The organism is Lysobacter sp. P5_B9, assembly GCF_054049835.1.
The window spans coordinates 942,808-959,315 of record NZ_JBFULP010000001.1 but is presented as its reverse complement, the minus strand read 5'-3'; the positions used below and the strand labels follow the sequence as shown (position 1 = coordinate 959,315).

Genomic DNA, 16,508 nt, shown 5'->3' with positions numbered 1-16,508 from the left:
CCCGGGCGAGGCCATTGCCGGCTTCGCCACTTGATTCTGAAACAGGTTTAAATAGTTTGCCTAAGTGACTGATTCACATAGACGGCGCCCGACTTACAAGCCGGAGTTGTGGGCGAGTATAGCGGGCCGGTTTGCGTGTGACAGGGGCCTGCGCACGGAACCGCGGAAGTCGTTCCGCATATCTAAGGTGTGTCCGCTTCCTGCGGCGTACGCGCCCGGATGGCGAGGGCATGGATGTCGGTCGCCATCAACTCCCCCACGGCGGCATAAACGGCACGGTGGCGGGCAATGGGGGACATGCCGACGAAGGCGCTGCTGACCACGTCGACGCGGAAGTGGCCGCGGCCGTCGCGCGCGCCGGCATGGCCGGCATGCTTGTGGCTCTCGTCCTCGATCTCGAGCAGCGCCGGGGCCAGGGCGGATGCGATGGCGGCGCGGATCGCATCGACCCGCTGTTCGCGTGCAAGCATCAGGGGAGGACCCGCTTGAACGGGCGCACGTCGACGCGCGTGTAAACGCCGGCTTCGATGTAAGGGTCGGCGTCGGCCCAGGCGCGGGCGTCTTCCAGGGAGCCGAATTCGGCCACGACCAGACTGCCGCTGAAGCCGGCCGGGCCCGGGTCTTCGGCATCGATGGCGGGACAGGGACCGGCCAGCATCAGGCGACCCTGGTCGCGAAGCGCAGTCAGCCGGGCGAGGTGCGCCGGACGCGCCGCGACACGCCTGGACAGGACATCCGGGCCATCGTGGCCTTCGATCACGTACCACATGTATTCATTCTTCCTGTGCGCGGGGTCGAGGAATTGTAGCCGCGCATGAAATCGCAGCCCACGCGGAGGCGGAAGTCGCTGGACACGCCCTGCCCGGCCCCGTACCCTTGACGGCAACTACCTGAGGCCGGAAGCAGCGGCCGTCGCGACTGGGGCCCCACGCCGTCGCCACACGCACATCGACGTGCATCGCTGCGCCTTCCCGCCCCACGCCCGCAATCCACTTCACCTCCATCGCCCCGCCATGCGGGTGCGCAGGCTGAAGTCCATTCGGGCAACTTGGGACCAGCTTTCGACTTTTGCAGTCCGTAGCACCTTGCGGTCGTGCCGTGCAGACCGGGCCTTGCCCCCTGCCAGCACCGCCGATGCCAGCCAATGCCAGGGCCCGGAGGGGCCGGCTTCGAATGACCGATGACGTAAACAGCGGCGATGTAACCGGCGATGGCAGCGTGCCTGCCGCGCCGGAAAACAGCCACAACGGCAACAACCGGCCGCAGCAGCAGGAAATGCCGCTGGCGATGGTGCTTGGCCAGCCGGTGCTGCAGATCCCACAGGACCTCTACATCCCGCCGGATGCGCTCGAGGTCATCCTCGAAGCCTTCGAGGGCCCGCTGGACCTGCTGCTGTACCTGATCCGCCGGCAGAACCTGGACATCCTCGACATTCCGGTGGCGGAGATCACCCGCCAGTACGTCGAGTACATCCAGTCGATGCACGAGATGCGCTTCGAGCTGGCGGCCGAATACCTGGTCATGGCCGCGATGCTGGCCGAGATCAAGTCGCGCATGCTGCTGCCGCGCGCGCCGACCGAGGAAGGCCTGGAGGACGACCCGCGCGCCGAACTGGTGCGTCGCCTGCAGGAGTACGAACGCTTCAAGAAGGCCGCCGAAGACATCGATGCCCTGCCCCGCCAGGACCGCGATACCACCCCGGCTACCGCCTTCGTCCCGGATCGCGCCTCGGTGAAGCTGCCGCCGCCGGTCGAGATGAAGGAAATGCTGCTGGCCCTGCACGACGTGCTCAAGCGTGCCGAGCTGTTCACCCAGCACGCGATCAAGCGCGATGCGCTGAGCGTCCGCCAGCGCATGGCGGACCTGCTGGAGGCGCTGAAGGACGGCGCCTTCCATCGCTTCGAATCGCTGTTCACCGCCGAGGAAGGCAAGCTCGGCGTGGTGGTGACCTTCCTCGGCCTGCTCACGCTGGCCAAGGAGCAATTGCTGGAAATCGTGCAGGAAGGCCCGTTGCAGCCGATCTACGTCAAGTCGCTGGCCCTGATGAAGGAAGGCGAGGAGATCGAGTTGAGCAGCGAATTCGACACACCGGCCGCGAACGACGATTCGCGCTGACGCCACGAACCGACAACCCATCCCAACCGCCCGCACCCGCGGGACGCTGCTTAAGGCCAGAGCCCCCGAGCATCCATGGATCAGAATTTCATCACCCGCATAGTCGAAGCCGCCCTCCTCGCGGCCAACCAGCCGCTGACGCTGGCACAGCTGCATTCGCTGTTTCCCGAGGAGCAGCCCGCGCCCAACGACAGCGTCGAAACCGCGCTGGAAACCCTGCGCGATGCCTGCGAAGAACGCGGCGTGGAACTGGTCGAACTCGCTTCCGGTTTCCGTTACCAGGTCAAGGCCGACGTGCACGCCTGGGTCTCGCGCCTGTGGACCGACCGCAAGACCAAGTACACCCGCGCCACGCTCGAGACCCTCGCCCTGATCGCCTACCGCCAGCCGATTACCCGCGGCGAGATCGAACAGGTCCGCGGCGTGGCCGTCAGCAGCAACATCATCCAGGCGCTGGAAGAGCGCGAGTGGATCCGCGTCGTCGGCCACCGCGACGTGCCGGGCAAGCCGGCGCTGTTCGGCACCACCAGGGCCTTCCTCGATTACTTCGGCCTCAAGCGCCTGGACGAACTGCCGCCGCTGTCGGAACTCAAGGACATCGGCGAACTGGAACCGCAACTGCAGTTCGACAACGTGATGAGCGACCCGACGCCGATCGAAGCCGGCGGCATCGGGCACGAACCCGGCGTTGAAGCCGACGCTGCCAACGCCGACGACCTCGGCGTCGACGACCTCGATGCCGACGAGCACGAAGACGACGACATCGAAGGCCTCGGCGAGGCCGGCGACCACAACGAACACGCCAGCGATGGCGATCCCGAAGCCGCGCCGGGAATGCGCGCGGCGGACGAGAACGAATTCCTGGACGAAGAAACCTTCCAGGACAACGCCGTCGAGACGACGACCGTTCCAATGACCGATGACGACGCTGAAACCTCCCTCGCGGAGCAGGCATCGTCGGAGCAAGAGAAAAATGACTGAAGAAAAGAGCCGCAAGCTCACCCTCAAGCGCCCCGGCGCCGAAAACGCCGACGCCCCCAAGCTCGAAGAGCGCCTGCACAAGGTCCTCGCGCAGGCCGGCCTCGGCTCGCGCCGCGCGCTGGAACAGCGCATCGCCGACGGACTGGTGAAGATCAATGGCGAAACCGCCACGGTCGGCCAGAGCGTCACCGGCGGCGACAAGATCGAAATCGACGGCAAGGTCTTTGTCGCGACCGCGCTGACCGAACCCGCCCGCGTGCTGATGTACAACAAGCCCGAAGGCGAAGTGACCACGCGCGAAGACCCCGAAGGGCGTCCGACCGTGTTCGAGTCGCTGCCGATGCTCAAGGGCGCGCGCTGGATCGCGATCGGCCGCCTCGACATCAACACCACCGGCCTGCTGCTGCTCACCACCGACGGTGAACTCGCCAATGCGCTGATGCATCCCTCGTTCGAAGTCGACCGCGAATATGTCTGCCGCGTGCGCGCACCGGAAGGCCAGGACGTGGTGCCGGACAACCTCGTCGACCGCCTCGCCCGTGGCGTCGCGCTGGAAGACGGCCCGGCCAAGTTCGACGAGATCGAACGCGTCGGCGGTAGCAACATGCCTCAGGAGAGCCGGCACGACTGGTTCCGCGTCGTGGTGAAGGAAGGCCGCAACCGCGAAGTGCGCCGCCTGTGGGAATCGCAGGGCTGCCAGGTCAGCCGCCTCAAGCGCGTGCGCTACGGCAAGGTCGCGCTGCCGCGCGAACTGCTGCGCGGCCAGTCGCAGGAACTCGCCTCCGAGAAGGTCGAAGCGCTGCGCAGTGAACTCGGCCTCGAGAGCGATACGCCTTCGGCCCTGACGCTGCAGCCGGTGATCGGCCAGCGCAAGGCGACCAAGTCGACCATCGACCTCACCGGCCGCGCCCGCTCGCAGGGTTACGTCAGCGGCCACAACACCGCCGACGAAGGCCGCGAACTGCGCCGCTTCGACCATGTGCGCGAAGACCGCCGCGGTGGCCGCGGCGGCAAGAAGCCGCACGGCGGCCTGACCGTCAGCGGCGAAATGGCGGCGAAGCAATCGCAGAAGCCGTTCAAGCAGCGCAAGGAAAAGGGTCCGCGTCCGTTGCCGGAAGGCAATCCCGCCGCGTTCCGTACCTGGTACGTGCCCGAAGGCGTCGAGACCGGCCCGACCGGGCATCGCAATCCGGAAAACCGTGGCCCCCAGAAGCCTTACGGCAACAAGCGTCCTGGCGGTGGCGGTGGCGGTGGCGGCGGTGGTGGTTACGGCGATCGCGCACCGCGTCGCGAAGGTGGCTTTGGCGGCGGTCAGGGTGAAGGCCGCGGCCCGCGTCGCGAAGGCGGCTTCGGCGGCCAGGGCCAAGGCTACGGCGGCGAACGCGGTCCGCGTGGCCCCGGTGGCGAGCGTGGTCCGCGTGGCCCCGGTGGCGGTGGTGGCCAGGGACCGGGCCGCGCGCCCAAGCCCTACGGCCATCCCGGCAATGCACCGCACTTCCCGTCCGACCATGCAGGCACGGGCGGCTTCAATCCGTACGGCGACAAGCCGCGCGGCCCGCGTCCGGGCGGACGCCCGGGTGGTCCGCGTCCTGCGGGAGGCGGTCCGCGTCCTGCAGGCGGTCGCCCTGCCGGTCCCGGCGGAAATCGCCCGGGTGGCAATCGTGGCCCCGGTGGCCCGCGTCCGGCTGGCCCCCGTCCTGGTGGTCCGCGCGGTGGCGGGCGTCCCGGCGGCGGTCGCCATTCTGGCGGTTGATCGAGCCATTCGCGACAGGAACAAAAGGCGCTTCGGCGCCTTTTGTTTTTGTGGTTCCCCGCAGGCGATTCATTAAGCCCCGCTCACAGCCGCTTCGCGCGACATTCCCTTGCCGTGTGCTATGCGCAACCCGGCACAACGCGGAGAACCGGCATGCGCACTCCAGCGAAATTCGCGGCCCTCATTACGGGCGTACTCATCGTGTTGTATGCGTCGAGCGTGCGAAGCGGTGGGCTGGTCGAGATCCCGTTCGGGCTCGGCAACTTCCAGATGCCCTGCTGATCGACTCAGCGGCTGCCTGATCACCAGGGAATGTTTGCCGCGATCACGGCGCGATCGGGACTGGTGCTGGTGTCCGAATTCAAGGGCAAGACCACTGCGGAATCGCGTTGAAACCGACCTGCTCTGACTATTCAGGCTGGTAACCGGGTCAACCCACTTCACATGGAGCCATGACATAGGGCGGTCTGTCCTGCACAGCCGCCTTCCCTCCGTCGTGCATGCAATGGGTGTACACGACAGGTACGGTTTTCGCACTGACAGCCCAGCGCTCCATGGCCCTCTCGAATGCAGACCTCCTCGTCATGACCTTCCTCGACTCCATCGAGCAAGGACAGGGGATACCCGACGGCTGTGATTCCGCATCGCTGCTCGAACAGGAACTCATCCGGGCAGAGGCCGCCGGTTGGTCACTGACCTTGAAAGGGGCCGTGCGCCTCAGGAATCTGAAGTCAGTGGTTTACCTTCCCGTCGGGAATCGTTAGACGCTGTATTCGGCGATTGCAGCTGGCGCTTCGCCCTCGCTTCACACACCACCCGTATCCGCCTCACCTGCATCGATGATCCTGCCCCCGGCTCAGGCATGGGACGACAGGATGGCAGCGGGCACCGATACGTACGACTTCGACGTGACCGTCGTGGGCGCCAGCTTCGCCGGTTCGGCATGCGCGCTGGCAGCCGCGCAACGCGGATTGCGCGTGTGCGTGCTGGAACGCAAGCGCGACCCCGGCGACAAACTGCGCACTACCGGCATCATCGTGAAGGAAGCCGCCGAGCAGACCCTTCTCAACCAGGTGCCCGCGCACCTCACGCGCCGTGTCGAACAGGTTCGCCTGTATGCACCCAGCCTCAGGCAGGTCGCCCTGGCGGCACCGGGCTACTACTTCCTCACGACCGATACGCCAGGCGTGATGCGCTGGCTGGCAGAGCAACTGCGCGCGAACGGCGTCGACCTGCGGCTGGGCACGTCGTTCACCGAGTGCACCCGCGCCAATGACGGTTGGCAGGTCGAAGGCCTGGGGCGCACACGCTACCTGGTGGGTGCCGACGGCGCCCGTTCGCGCGTTGCCGAACGCTGCGGGCTCGGCGAAGTACGGCAGTTCCTCTACGGTATCGAATACGAATTTCCCGGCGCGCGGCTGGCCAACGCCGATGCCCTGCATTGTTTCATCAGCAAGCGCTACGCACCGGGCTACATCGGCTGGATCGCGCAGAACCCCACCGGTGTGCAGGCAGGATTGGCGCTTCGCCACGACCCCGGCCACGCGCGCATTCCCGACATCGACGGTTTCCTGCTGCGGGTCGGAGCCGCCGGCGGACTTCCGCGCCATCTCAAGCCCGGCCACACGCGCGCCGGGCTGGTTCCGTGCAGTGGCCCTGTCGCTTCGATGACGGGCGATGGCGTGATCCTGACCGGCGATGCCGCCGGCATCGTGTCGCCGGTCACGGCGGGCGGGATTCATTCGGCCTGGGAACATGGCTGGGCCGTGGGTCGCGCGATTGCCGCGCGCCTGCGCGATGACGGCCCGCCACCCGAATGCGTCGCCGTCGAATCCGCCCCCCGCTTCCGCGCCAAGCGTGCCCTGCGTTGGGCCTACGATCGCCTGCAGTTCGACTGGCCCTTCGATCTGCTGCTCCATTCCCCGCCCCTGCGCTGGGCCGCAGAACAGGTGTATTTCCACAAACGCCGCTGTTAGCCGATTGCATCGGCGTCGAGCGCCGGAAGCGCCTGCAAACCGGCTACGGATCGCCACGCCCCGGCAACAGCTTGTCGATCACGTCGATCGGCAGCGGGAAGACGATGGTGGAACTCTTCTCCCCGGCGATTTCCGTGAGCGTCTGCAGGTAGCGCAACTGGATCGCGCGCGGGTCGCCCCCGAGCAGGCGGGCGGCCTCGACCAGCGCTGCCGCGGCCTGCTTCTCGCCTTCGGCGTGGATGACCTTGGCGCGACGCAGGCGCTCGGCCTCGGCCTGGCGCGCGATCGCGCGGACCATGATCTCGTTGAGGTCGACGCGCTTGATCTCGACGTTGGCGACCTTGATGCCCCAGGCATCGGTCTGCGAATCGAGGATGGTGCGGATGTCGTCGTTGAGCTTTTCGCGCTCGGCCAGCATCTCGTCCAGGTCGTGCTGCCCCAGCACCGAGCGCAGCGTGGTCTGCGCGAGCTGGCTGGTGGCTTCGTAGAAGTGTTCGACGTTGATGATCGCCTTCTGCGGATCGATCACGCGGAAGTACACCACGGCATTGACCTGCACCGAGACGTTGTCGCGCGAGATCACATCCTGGGGCGGCACATCCATGACGATGGTGCGCAGGTCGACACGCACCATCTGCTGCACGATGGGAACCAGCAGGATCAGGCCGGGTCCCTTCACCTTCCAGAATCGCCCCAACTGGAACACCACGCCGCGTTCGTACTCGCGCAGGATCTTGACCGCACTGAAGAGGATGGCGGCGAGCAATACGATCGCGGGCAGGTAGAGGATGATGTTCATGGCGCGCTCCGTCAGGGTCATGGGTCGAGTGGGACGACTTCAAGCACCAGGCCATCCATCGCCTGGACGCGCACGGATTGCCCGCGCCGAACCGGCGACAGCGACACGGCCTGCCAGACTTCACCCCGTATCCGTACCTGGCCGCGTCCCTGGAAATCACCGGTGGCGATGGCCAGATGCCCCACCAGTTCCTGCATGCCCGTAACCACGGGCAGCCTGCGCGCCCGGGCCGCCAGCCAGATCAGGGCCATGAATCCGAGCGCGCTGGCCACGGCGATGCCGAGGATCAATTGCCCCGGCACTCCGAATCCCGGCACGTCGGTGTCGAACAGGATCAGCGATCCGGCGACCAGCGCCACCAGGCCGCCTATGCCAAGCGAACCGAAGCTGGGCATGGCGAATTCCGCCGCCATCAGGCCCACGCCCAATACGATCAGCGCCACGCCCGCGTAGTTCACCGGCAAGACCTGCAGTGCGTACAACGCCAGCAACAAACAGATCGCACCGGTCACGCCCGGAAACAGGGCTCCCGGCGTGTAGGCCTCGATCACCAGCGCATACAGTCCCACCAGCAACAACAGGTATGCGACGGTGGGCTCGGTCAATACACCCAGCAGCCGGGCACGCCAGTCGGGGCGCAACGCCGTGACGGCAACGCCTTCCCGTTTCAGCACAACCCGACGCTGCCCCAGCCTCACCTCGCGGCCATTGGCCTGGCGCAACAGCGATGGCAGGTCGGGCGCGATCAGCTCGATGACATGTTGCGACAGCGCCTGGCTCGCGGTGAGCGTGGCGGCATCGCGTACCGCGGCCTCGGCAAACTCGAGATTGCGGCCGCGCAGTTCGGCCAGGGCGCGGAGATAGGCGACGGAATCGTTGACGACCTTGCGCTCCATGGCGGTTTCGCCATTCCTCTGCGGTTTGCGCGGTCCTTCGTGTTCCGGCCCTTCATTTTTCGGAGCCGCCGTGTCCGGCGCTTCGTCGGCGTCCCGAGTCTTTCCTCCATCGGATTCACCATCCCCGGGAGCAGTGGCCGGTGTCGATGGCGCGCCCGGACCGCCGATCGACACCGGAGTCGCCGCCCCCACCGACGTGGCGGGCGCCATGGCGGCCAGGTGGCAGGCATAGAGGATGTAAGTGCCGGCGCTGGCGGCCCGCGAACCCTCCGGCGCCACCCAGCCGATCACCGGCACATCCGAGGCCAGGATGGCCTGGTTGATATCGCGGGTGGCCGCGTCGAGACCGCCAGGCGTGTCGATCCGCAATACCACCGCGCGTGCCTGGGTGTCGGCAGCCCGCCTGAGACCGCGCTGCACGTAGTCGCTGGTGGCCGGACCGATCCCGCCCTTGATGTCGAGCAGGTACACCGCACCCGCCGCGGGGTGCTCTGCGAAGAGCGGCGCCCCCCACAACCCGAAAACCAACAGCAGTGCGTAGCCAAGCGATCTCATGGCAAGCCTGCAGGCCGCCTCGATGCCTTATCTGATACTGGTCTCTGTTAAGGACGCGCACAAGCGCGCAGCCGCCTGGCTGCGCGCTGCCACATCGCACCGTGCCCCACGTGCGTCCGGCCACGCCGGCGCACGCGAGAGTTCAATCAGGTCCCGGAGTCGGTTTGCGGCTGCTCGGGTTGCGGCGTCTGCTCCGGCATCGGCTGCTGCATCGGCTGCTGCATCCCTCCCATGCCCGCGTAGTCGACCACCAGGGACACCCGGCGGTTGTCGCGTCCCGCGTCGCCGGTGGCGCCCGGCCGCACCAGGCGGTTCGTGGCCTCGCCATAGCTGACCGCTCGCACCTGGCCATCAGCCAGTCCGCCGGTGCCCACCAGATAGTCGCGCACGGTTTCGGCACGACGCTTGCCCAGGCGCTGGTTGAAGGCGGTCGAGCCTGCCGGGTCCGCGAACCCCTCCACCGTCACCACGGCATCGCTGTGGTTGTCCTTGATCGCACGGGCGAAATCGTCAAGCAGGGGCTTGTCTTCTTCGCTCAGGGTCGCGTCATTCGTGGCGAAATGCGCGCCGGTCTCCACGCGGATCCGGCCCTGCATCTCGGTCACGAGCGCATCGTGCTTGCGCGACAGCTCCTCGATCTGCGACTGCAGGCGCTGGTCGGTGGCGCGCAGGTCGGCAATGGTGCTGTCGAACTCGTCTCGCTTGATGTAGCTGGCGCAACCGGAGAGCGCGATCGTCGCGACGGCGATGGCGAGTGCGGTTGTACGAAGGGATTTACGGGGCATGGTCGTTCTCCTTTCCGGGGGGCCGCGTCCGCTTCCAGCGGGCCGAATGCAGGGCGACCAGTCGGGGAGCAAGCGCTAGTGCGATTCAGGATGGCGAGGCGTATCAATCGCACAGCACTTGTGAATGAACTGTCCCGGACTTGCTATTGAGCCCTAACAAATACGGGCCTGCGCGGGACGCCGCACAGGGCTTCCGCACAGCTTCGCGCCGACTCAGCTGTTGGGTTTCGGCGGGGGCCCATGCTGCATGGCGGCAACAGGATCGCGCCGAACGAACGACAGTCGGTACGGCCCCTCTCCGTGAATGGATCCCAACCGGATCGCTTCATCAGGTGCTAGAGGTACGGAGAGGCGAGCCAGTAGATCCCGAGGATGACCACCACCCACATCAGCAGCTTCAGGAAAAACCCGGCGACCTTGAACGCGAGATAGAGGCCGATCACCACGAGTGCGATGCCCAACCAGCTCATGCCATGCCTCCCGTGCAGATGGATGGTTCCAAGCTATCGCCCCTGTCGTCGCGCCGGCATCAAGATGCGGCCGCGTCCTCGAATACGAGGCTGCAGCAGGTCGTTGCACCTTCCGCCTTCTGCAGCTCGGTCACGTCCACCGCCACCACCTCGAAACCCGCATCACGGATCCGCTGCGCCGTGCGTGGGAAACAGGCTGGCATCACCGCGACGTCGCCGATGCGCAGGATATTGGCCGCGTGCTCCTCGCCCGGGTCGACTTCGATGATGCCGTAGCCCGGAAACGACGCGGCATCGATCCAGGCCGGCTGCAGCAGCAGGGTGTCATCGCGAAGCGCGGTCACCGCGGATTTCAGGTGCAGGCAACCGTGGATGGGCACGGACTGGACGCGGTAGCCGAATTCCTCGATGGCGGCCTGCAGCTGCGCGCTGCCTTCCGCATTGCTGCGCCCGGACTGGCCGACGTAGAGGGTGCGGCCGACGCGCAGCACGTCGCCACCGTCGAGCGTGCCCGGCGCCTCGATGGCGCGCAGCGGGCGATAGCGACGCAGCAATTCCGCCACGCCCGCGCCTTCGCCGCGCCGCGACTCGGCGCCGGGACGCGTCATCACCGCGACTTCGTCGAGGACGATCGCCACGTCCTCCACGAACACCGCGTCGGGCATCGACGGCTCGGCTTCCAGCACCAGCACGCGGCACCCCAGGGCGGACAACGCCCGCTGGTAGGCGCGGTGCTGCGCATCGGCACGGGCGACATCGATCGGCGTGCGTGCGACGTGGGTGAGCTGGCAATCGCCGAGGCTGGGACTGACTTCACGGGTGATGGCAATGCGCATGGTTGTCCTGATGCCCGGGCGGCCCTTGTTTTAGCACTTCAAGTGCACTCGCGCCCGATGCGACCTGGACGAGGCGTCGGGCGCTGTCCACGAGGGGCACGCCCACTCCTCCCGCGCGCGGCGGCGCGTTTGCATCGCCCCGCAGGCGAAGGTCTTCCGCGGCGCCGCATAATGTGCGGCCTTTCCGAGCACGCCTGCCATGTCACGCGCACCGTTCACCACTTCCGGCCTGGCCATCATCGGCGGCGGACCCGCTGGCTTGATGGCCGCCGAGGTCGCGCGCGCCGCGGGCGTGGAAGTCGATGTCTTTGAAGGCAAGGGCTCGGTCGGCCGCAAGTTCCTCATCGCCGGCAAGGGCGGCTTGAACCTGACGCATGGGGAAGCGCGGCCTGGTTTCGATGCGCGTTATGGCGAACGGCAAAGCGACGTCGCGCACTGGCTCGACGATTTCGATGCCGACGCATTGCGCGAATGGGCGCGCGGGTTCGGCATCGACTCGTACATCGGCACGTCCGGCCGGGTGTTCCCGATGGATCGCAAGGCCGCACCGCTGCTGCGCGGCTGGGTGAAACGCCTGCGCGACCAGGGCGTGCGCTTCCACGTACAGCATCGCTGGCTGGGCTGGGGCGAAACCGGAGCGCTGCGGTTCGCCACGCCCGAAAGCGAACTCGAGGTCGTCGCGCCCGCGACCGTGCTGGCCCTGGGCGGCGGCAGCTGGCCCGAACTCGGCTCGGATGGCGCGTGGGCGCCATGGCTGCAACAACGCGGCGTCGACATCGCCCCACTGCAGCCGTCCAACTGCGGCTTCGACATCGGCTGGAGCGAGCACATCGCGCAACGTCATGCCGGTGCGCCGCTCAAACCGGTGATCGCGCACTGGCGCGGCCTCGACGGCCACGAGCACAGCCTGCAGGGCGAATGCGTCGTCACGACGACCGGCATCGAAGGCAGCCTGGTCTATGCCCTGTCGGCCACGTTGCGCGACACCATCGCGCGCGACGGAACAGCGACGCTCCATCTCGACCTGGCTCCCGGCCGCGACCTGGAGCGCCTGCGGCGCGACCTGGCGAAACCACGTTCCGGGCGCAGCTTCAGCGAACACCTGCGCCGCCAGGCCGGCATGACCGGGGTGAAGGCCGCGCTGGTGCGCGAGGTCCTGTCGAAGCCGCAGCTCGAAGACGCCGACGCCATTGCCACTGCCATCAAGCGACTCCCGTTGACGCTGCGGCAGCCGCGACCGATTGCGGAAGCGATCAGCAGCGCCGGTGGCGTGCGGCTGGAAGCGCTTGATAAGACGCTGATGGTGAAAGGCATCCCGGGACTGTTCTGCGCCGGCGAGATGCTCGACTGGGAGGCGCCGACTGGCGGTTACCTGCTCACGGCCTGCTTCGCCAGCGGCCTGCGCGCGGGTCGCGGCGCGGTGGCATGGCTGCAACGCTGACTACGGCTTGCGCCCGGACACGACCGGCACATGCCAGACCGCGTAGTGCGGCGGCGTTTCAATCGAGGTAATGATCGTGTCGAAGTCGGCGGCGACGTCAGCCGTGCTGCGCCCTGATGCACCCGCCAGCGCCTGTGTGTAACCGTCGCGCCAGGCGCGCATGATCCCGGCGAAGGTTTCGCGATCCACCCGCAGCGTATCGACGGTGACGAAATCCAGCGCGATGTCCCTGTAACCGGCCTGCGCGAGCAGCGCTGGCGAATGCCGGCCGATGTGTCCATCGCAGCCGATGCTCCTGAGGTAGGCGATCGCGTTCTGGTTCCAGAACAGGTCGGGATCGAACTGCACGCCGTCGCGCTCGACCACGGGCATGTGCAGCATCCCGTAATCCTCCGACAGCAGGTGCAGCCAGCCACCCGGCTTGAGCACGCGGGTGATCTCGGCCAGCACCAGGGGGAAATCCGGCACCGCCTGCGACATGTGCCGGCACACGACGAGGTCAAAGCTGGCGTCGTCATGGTGCAGGGCGAATGCGTCGCCCTGCTCGTAGCGGATGCGGCCGGCGAAGGTCGCGCTGTCGCGCCGCGCCAGCAGGAGATTGCTCTCCAGGATATCGATGCCGACCAGGGTCGCCTGCGGATAGCGGTCGGCCAGTCGCCGTGTGATCTCGCCGGTGCCGCATCCCAGGTCCAGCACCTGGATCGGACCAGCCAGGGCATAGCGATCGAACAGCGCGTGTTCTTGCGGCCAGATGGCCTCGGCCTGGTGCGCAAGGTTGCGCGCCATCGACTCGTCGCCCATCTGTTCGGCCTGGGGATTGCGGTCGTGGCTCATGGCGGGGCTTCGTCCATGCCCTGCTCGCGCGACAGGGCCGGCATCGGTGCCCGCAACCAGCTCGACGCCAGTGCCAGCCAGGACACGATCATCGCGATCACCGCCTTCTGCACGAACCCACGGAGGTGGTCTACCAGGAACGCATACCACAGCAACGCAATGAAGCACACGACGGCAAGCGTGAATGCGAGGGCAAAGCGCTGTCGCCAGGCTTCGTCGACGCGGAACCACCAGGCCTGCAGCAGCATGGCCGTGGTGACACAGAGGAATGCGATCGCCGCGGAAAGATTGTGGACGAACGACTCCAGCGCATGGGGGCCAAAGCGCGAGCCGGATTCGGCCAGCGCCGTGACGATCAGCGCGATACCACCGACCACGAACAGGAGCAAGGGAATCGAACTGCGCGCCGCCGCAGCGAGCGTGCGCTGGTAGCCCAGTCCCAACAGCCCCAGCGCGGCGCTAAGTGCGAAGTACGCCGTCTTGACGACCCAGCCGTATTCGCCGCGCAGATACGAGCTGAGTGGCGCACGCATCCAGTCGAGGTCATCGCGCACGAACTGGGCGAGGATGCAGACGGTGGCGAATACCACCACGCCGGACAGCGCCAGAGTGCCCAGGCGGGAACCGTGAAGATCCGATGGAGAAGATTTCATGACCAGTTCCCGACGCCGGAAACTGCGCCCATGCTATCGCGGCACGACGGCGGTTGGAACGCGTCCGCAGGAACACGATTTTTCGCAACGTGATTATGCATTTGAATCGGCCAGCGGCTTCAGCTCCGCATCCAGTGCCACGCGATCATCGAAGACGAAGCAGCGGCCGTCGTAGCCGAAGCCGCCGACACGTTCGAAATACCCGAGGATCCCGCCCTCCAGCTGCAGCACGTTCGCCATTCCCTCCGCGTGCATCCACAGGGCGGCCTTCTCGCAGCGGATGCCGCCCGTGCAGAAACTGACCACGACGGCGTCGGCCAGCGCGCTGCGATGCGGGGTCAGCGCCTCCGGCAGGTCGGTGAAGTTGTCGATGGGCAGGGTCAGCGCGCCGCTGAACGTGCCGTAGCCGATTTCCTCGCGGTTGCGCGTGTCGAGCAGGACGAGGCGGCGACCGCTGTCGTCCTCGCCCTTTTCGATCCATCGCGCCAGGTCTTCCGGCGCCACTGCCGGGGCGCGGCCTTCGAGCGGCGAGGCATTGTCCCGACGGAACGCGATGATTTCCTGCTTCAGCTTCACCTTCAGCCGTGCGAATGGCTGGGTGCGGCTGCGGCTCTCCTTGACGACGATGCCGGTGAAACGCGGATCGCTGCGCAGCGTGTCCAGGAAGACATGGATGGCCGATTCCGCGCCGGCGAGGAAGATGTTGATGCCCTCCTCCGCCACCAGCACGGTCCCGCGCAGGTCGCCGGATTCGGCGAGCCCACGCACCTGCGCGGCGACGGCCGCGGGATCGTCGATGTGGACGAAATGGTAGGCGGCGATATTCAGGATCACCGGCGCATTTTACCGCGCCCCCAAGAAAAGCAGCTGCGACTACCTCGAACGCGCCGCAGCGCGTGTCTGCGGTGAACGATGTGACAGATTCACGGCGTGTCGCGACTGCCCCGGTGCCGACTGCCTGCTCGGGATCGCGCCGCCACCCCTCACCCTGCTTCGCTGCGCGATGCTGTCCCTCGCTCTGCCCCCGGCCCCCGCGCGTTGCGCGAGGGCGTTCAGGCGTGCGCGCGCCAGTGGCGCGCAAGCAGCACACCTTCACCCCGCAAGCGGGGCGGGGGAGTTACCGCGAGTCCACTCGGCAACCAGCCGCACGCTCCAACAACAACGCCCTTTCCCGTTCGTTACGGGTCAACGCCGCGGCCCGCTCGAATTCGCTGCGCGCTTCCTCCATGCGCCCGAGCTTGAACAACAGGTCGCCCCGCACGCTCGGCAGCAGGTGGTAACGCGCCAGCCTCGGCTCGTCGGCGAGGGCATCGACCAACTCCAGCCCCGCGGCCGGGCCGAACAGCATGCCCAATGCGACCGCCCGGTTGAGTTCCACGATCGGCGACCCGGTCAGGCGCGCCAGCTCGCCGTAAAGGCCTGCGATGCGCGCCCAGTCCGTGTCTTCGGGCCGCAGCGCCCGCGCGTGGCAGGCGGCGATGGCGGCCTGCAGCGTGTACAGGCCGCGCGCGCCAAGTCTCTCCGCCCGTTCCAGTGCGGCGAGCCCGCGGCCGATCAGCAGCCGGTCCCAGCGCGCGCGGTCCTGCTCCAGAAGGAGGATCGGTTCGCCCGCCGGCCCGATCCGCGCCCGGGTGCGCGAGGCCTGGATTTCCATCAATGCGACCAGCCCGTGCACTTCCGCCTGCTGCGGGAGCAGCTCCGCAAGCACGCGACCGAGCCGCAATGCGTCCTCGCACAGCGAAGGGCGCAGCCAGTGTTCGCCCGCGGTCGCCGAATAGCCTTCGTTGAAGATGAGATAGACGACCGCCAGGACGGCCGACAGGCGCTCGACCAATTCCTCGCCGCGCGGCACTTCATAGGGCACGTCCGCTTCGGCCAGCGTCCGCTTGGCGCGAACGATGCGCTGGGCGATGGTCGGTTCAGGCACGAGGAAGGCCCGCGCGATCTCGTCCGTGGCAAGGCCGCCGAGCAGGCGCAGGGTCAGCGCGACGCGTGCTTCCTGCGAGAGCACCGGATGGCAGGCCGTGAACACCAGCCGCAGCATGTCGTCGCCGATCGGGTCATCGAGTGCGTCGAGGATGTCCTCCTCGTGCAGCTGCTGGTGCAGTTCGATCTCATGGCCTAGCTCTTGGTGCTTGCGCCGCTGCAGCTGGTGGCGGCGCAGGCGGTCGATGGCGCGGTGCTTCGCCGTCGTCATCAGCCACGCGCCGGGATTGTCCGGCACGCCGCTCCGCGGCCACTGTTCCAGCGCCGTCACCAGCGCATCCTGGGCCAGTTCCTCGGCGAGGCCGACGTCATGCAGCATGCGCGCGAGCGTGGCGATGAGCTTCGCCGATTCCATGCGCCAGACGGCGTCGATGGTCCGGCGAACCTGCTGTCGCGTGTTGTCGGGAGTGTCTGCCATGGGCCGCGAT

18 protein-coding genes are annotated in these 16,508 nt (G+C 67.3%); 7 read left to right on the top strand and 11 right to left on the bottom strand.

Annotated elements, in window-relative coordinates:
• Positions 1 to 182: 182 nt before the first annotated feature.
• Complete coding sequence (locus ACXJJ9_RS04665; RefSeq protein WP_457096035.1) at positions 183 to 470, bottom strand: BolA family protein; 288 nt, start codon at positions 468 to 470, stop codon at positions 183 to 185.
• The gene (locus ACXJJ9_RS04660; protein ID WP_457096034.1) at positions 470 to 769 is read right to left on the bottom strand and encodes a YciI family protein; all 300 of its coding nucleotides are present in this window, start codon (positions 767 to 769) and stop codon (positions 470 to 472) included. The genes ACXJJ9_RS04665 and ACXJJ9_RS04660 overlap by 1 nt, the downstream gene beginning before the upstream one ends.
• A 404-nt stretch (positions 770 to 1,173) precedes the next feature.
• Between ACXJJ9_RS04660 and ACXJJ9_RS04655 the strand changes: the two genes are divergently transcribed.
• The 6 genes from ACXJJ9_RS04655 to ACXJJ9_RS04630 all read left to right on the top strand — a co-directional run bounded on the left by ACXJJ9_RS04655 (position 1,174) and on the right by ACXJJ9_RS04630 (position 6,825).
• Positions 1,174 to 2,115, top strand: coding sequence for a segregation and condensation protein A (locus tag ACXJJ9_RS04655; RefSeq protein ID WP_310052396.1), 942 nt, complete (start codon positions 1,174 to 1,176; stop codon positions 2,113 to 2,115).
• A gap of 75 nt (positions 2,116 to 2,190) precedes the next feature.
• Positions 2,191 to 3,096 carry an SMC-Scp complex subunit ScpB gene (gene scpB / locus ACXJJ9_RS04650; RefSeq protein ID WP_457096033.1) on the top strand — a complete coding sequence of 302 codons (906 nt, stop codon included), beginning with the start codon at positions 2,191 to 2,193 and terminating at the stop codon, positions 3,094 to 3,096.
• A complete protein-coding gene (locus ACXJJ9_RS04645; RefSeq protein ID WP_457096032.1) occupies positions 3,089 to 4,849 on the top strand; it encodes a pseudouridine synthase in 1,761 nt (586 codons plus the stop codon). The genes scpB and ACXJJ9_RS04645 overlap by 8 nt, the downstream gene beginning before the upstream one ends.
• A gap of 153 nt (positions 4,850 to 5,002) precedes the next feature.
• Positions 5,003 to 5,131 (top strand): hypothetical protein, encoded by a 129-nt coding sequence (locus tag ACXJJ9_RS04640; RefSeq protein ID WP_310052390.1) that lies wholly within the window; start codon positions 5,003 to 5,005, stop codon positions 5,129 to 5,131.
• Between the two features lie 302 nt (positions 5,132 to 5,433).
• Entirely contained in the window at positions 5,434 to 5,613 is a 180-nt protein-coding gene (locus tag ACXJJ9_RS04635) for a hypothetical protein (RefSeq protein WP_457096031.1), read from the top strand.
• A 111-nt stretch (positions 5,614 to 5,724) separates the two neighbouring features.
• The gene (locus tag ACXJJ9_RS04630) at positions 5,725 to 6,825 is read left to right on the top strand and encodes an NAD(P)/FAD-dependent oxidoreductase (RefSeq protein WP_457096030.1); all 1,101 of its coding nucleotides are present in this window, start codon (positions 5,725 to 5,727) and stop codon (positions 6,823 to 6,825) included.
• A gap of 43 nt (positions 6,826 to 6,868) precedes the next feature.
• Here the strand turns inward: ACXJJ9_RS04630 and ACXJJ9_RS04625 are convergent, their stop codons facing one another.
• The 5 genes from ACXJJ9_RS04625 to ACXJJ9_RS04605 form a co-directional block, all read right to left on the bottom strand.
• Positions 6,869 to 7,624: a slipin family protein gene (locus tag ACXJJ9_RS04625; RefSeq protein ID WP_457096029.1), complete on the bottom strand. Its 756-nt coding sequence runs from the start codon at positions 7,622 to 7,624 to the stop codon at positions 6,869 to 6,871.
• 17 nt (positions 7,625 to 7,641) lie between these two features.
• Positions 7,642 to 9,075, bottom strand: coding sequence for an NfeD family protein (locus tag ACXJJ9_RS04620; protein ID WP_457096028.1), 1,434 nt, complete (start codon positions 9,073 to 9,075; stop codon positions 7,642 to 7,644).
• A gap of 146 nt (positions 9,076 to 9,221) precedes the next feature.
• Positions 9,222 to 9,860: an OmpA family protein gene (locus tag ACXJJ9_RS04615; RefSeq protein ID WP_457096027.1), complete on the bottom strand. Its 639-nt coding sequence runs from the start codon at positions 9,858 to 9,860 to the stop codon at positions 9,222 to 9,224.
• Positions 9,861 to 10,195: 335 nt separating this feature from the next.
• Positions 10,196 to 10,330 (bottom strand): hypothetical protein, encoded by a 135-nt coding sequence (locus ACXJJ9_RS04610; protein WP_457096026.1) that lies wholly within the window; start codon positions 10,328 to 10,330, stop codon positions 10,196 to 10,198.
• A 59-nt stretch (positions 10,331 to 10,389) separates the two neighbouring features.
• Positions 10,390 to 11,166: a dimethylarginine dimethylaminohydrolase family protein gene (locus ACXJJ9_RS04605; protein ID WP_457096025.1), complete on the bottom strand. Its 777-nt coding sequence runs from the start codon at positions 11,164 to 11,166 to the stop codon at positions 10,390 to 10,392.
• A gap of 199 nt (positions 11,167 to 11,365) precedes the next feature.
• On the opposite strand from ACXJJ9_RS04605, the gene ACXJJ9_RS04600 reads away from it, so the two are divergent.
• Complete coding sequence (locus ACXJJ9_RS04600) at positions 11,366 to 12,607, top strand: TIGR03862 family flavoprotein (protein WP_457096024.1); 1,242 nt, start codon at positions 11,366 to 11,368, stop codon at positions 12,605 to 12,607.
• Here the strand turns inward: ACXJJ9_RS04600 and ACXJJ9_RS04595 are convergent, their stop codons facing one another.
• From ACXJJ9_RS04595 to ACXJJ9_RS04580, 4 genes are all read right to left on the bottom strand, one after another.
• The gene (locus ACXJJ9_RS04595; protein WP_457096023.1) at positions 12,608 to 13,441 is read right to left on the bottom strand and encodes a class I SAM-dependent methyltransferase; all 834 of its coding nucleotides are present in this window, start codon (positions 13,439 to 13,441) and stop codon (positions 12,608 to 12,610) included.
• Positions 13,438 to 14,094: a DUF998 domain-containing protein gene (locus ACXJJ9_RS04590; protein ID WP_457096022.1), complete on the bottom strand. Its 657-nt coding sequence runs from the start codon at positions 14,092 to 14,094 to the stop codon at positions 13,438 to 13,440. Before ACXJJ9_RS04590 ends, ACXJJ9_RS04595 begins: the two co-directional genes overlap by 4 nt.
• Before the next feature lie 93 nt (positions 14,095 to 14,187).
• Positions 14,188 to 14,928: a sulfurtransferase gene (locus ACXJJ9_RS04585; protein WP_457096021.1), complete on the bottom strand. Its 741-nt coding sequence runs from the start codon at positions 14,926 to 14,928 to the stop codon at positions 14,188 to 14,190.
• Positions 14,929 to 15,211: 283 nt separating this feature from the next.
• The gene (locus ACXJJ9_RS04580; RefSeq protein WP_457096020.1) at positions 15,212 to 16,498 is read right to left on the bottom strand and encodes an RNA polymerase sigma factor; all 1,287 of its coding nucleotides are present in this window, start codon (positions 16,496 to 16,498) and stop codon (positions 15,212 to 15,214) included.
• Positions 16,499 to 16,508: the final 10 nt, after the last annotated feature.

Bases quoted from the DNA above. Each gene is read 5' to 3' on its own strand.
- ACXJJ9_RS04635 (WP_457096031.1), top strand. From the start codon at position 5,434: ATGACCTTCCTCGACTCCATCGAGCAAGGACAGGGGATACCCGACGGC.
- ACXJJ9_RS04655 (WP_310052396.1), top strand. From the start codon at position 1,174: ATGACCGATGACGTAAACAGCGGCGATGTAACCGGCGATGGCAGCGTG.
- ACXJJ9_RS04605 (WP_457096025.1), bottom strand. From the start codon at position 11,166: ATGCGCATTGCCATCACCCGTGAAGTCAGTCCCAGCCTCGGCGATTGC.
- ACXJJ9_RS04590 (WP_457096022.1), bottom strand. From the start codon at position 14,094: ATGAAATCTTCTCCATCGGATCTTCACGGTTCCCGCCTGGGCACTCTG.
- ACXJJ9_RS04580 (WP_457096020.1), bottom strand. From the start codon at position 16,498: ATGGCAGACACTCCCGACAACACGCGACAGCAGGTTCGCCGGACCATC.
- ACXJJ9_RS04625 (WP_457096029.1), bottom strand. From the start codon at position 7,624: ATGAACATCATCCTCTACCTGCCCGCGATCGTATTGCTCGCCGCCATC.
- ACXJJ9_RS04630 (WP_457096030.1), top strand. From the start codon at position 5,725: ATGGCAGCGGGCACCGATACGTACGACTTCGACGTGACCGTCGTGGGC.
- ACXJJ9_RS04640 (WP_310052390.1), top strand. From the start codon at position 5,003: ATGCGCACTCCAGCGAAATTCGCGGCCCTCATTACGGGCGTACTCATC.
- scpB (WP_457096033.1), top strand. From the start codon at position 2,191: ATGGATCAGAATTTCATCACCCGCATAGTCGAAGCCGCCCTCCTCGCG.
- ACXJJ9_RS04660 (WP_457096034.1), bottom strand. From the start codon at position 769: ATGTGGTACGTGATCGAAGGCCACGATGGCCCGGATGTCCTGTCCAGG.
- ACXJJ9_RS04645 (WP_457096032.1), top strand. From the start codon at position 3,089: ATGACTGAAGAAAAGAGCCGCAAGCTCACCCTCAAGCGCCCCGGCGCC.
- ACXJJ9_RS04595 (WP_457096023.1), bottom strand. From the start codon at position 13,441: ATGAGCCACGACCGCAATCCCCAGGCCGAACAGATGGGCGACGAGTCG.
- ACXJJ9_RS04615 (WP_457096027.1), bottom strand. From the start codon at position 9,860: ATGCCCCGTAAATCCCTTCGTACAACCGCACTCGCCATCGCCGTCGCG.
- ACXJJ9_RS04665 (WP_457096035.1), bottom strand. From the start codon at position 470: ATGCTTGCACGCGAACAGCGGGTCGATGCGATCCGCGCCGCCATCGCA.
- ACXJJ9_RS04610 (WP_457096026.1), bottom strand. From the start codon at position 10,330: ATGAGCTGGTTGGGCATCGCACTCGTGGTGATCGGCCTCTATCTCGCG.
- ACXJJ9_RS04620 (WP_457096028.1), bottom strand. From the start codon at position 9,075: ATGAGATCGCTTGGCTACGCACTGCTGTTGGTTTTCGGGTTGTGGGGG.
- ACXJJ9_RS04600 (WP_457096024.1), top strand. From the start codon at position 11,366: ATGTCACGCGCACCGTTCACCACTTCCGGCCTGGCCATCATCGGCGGC.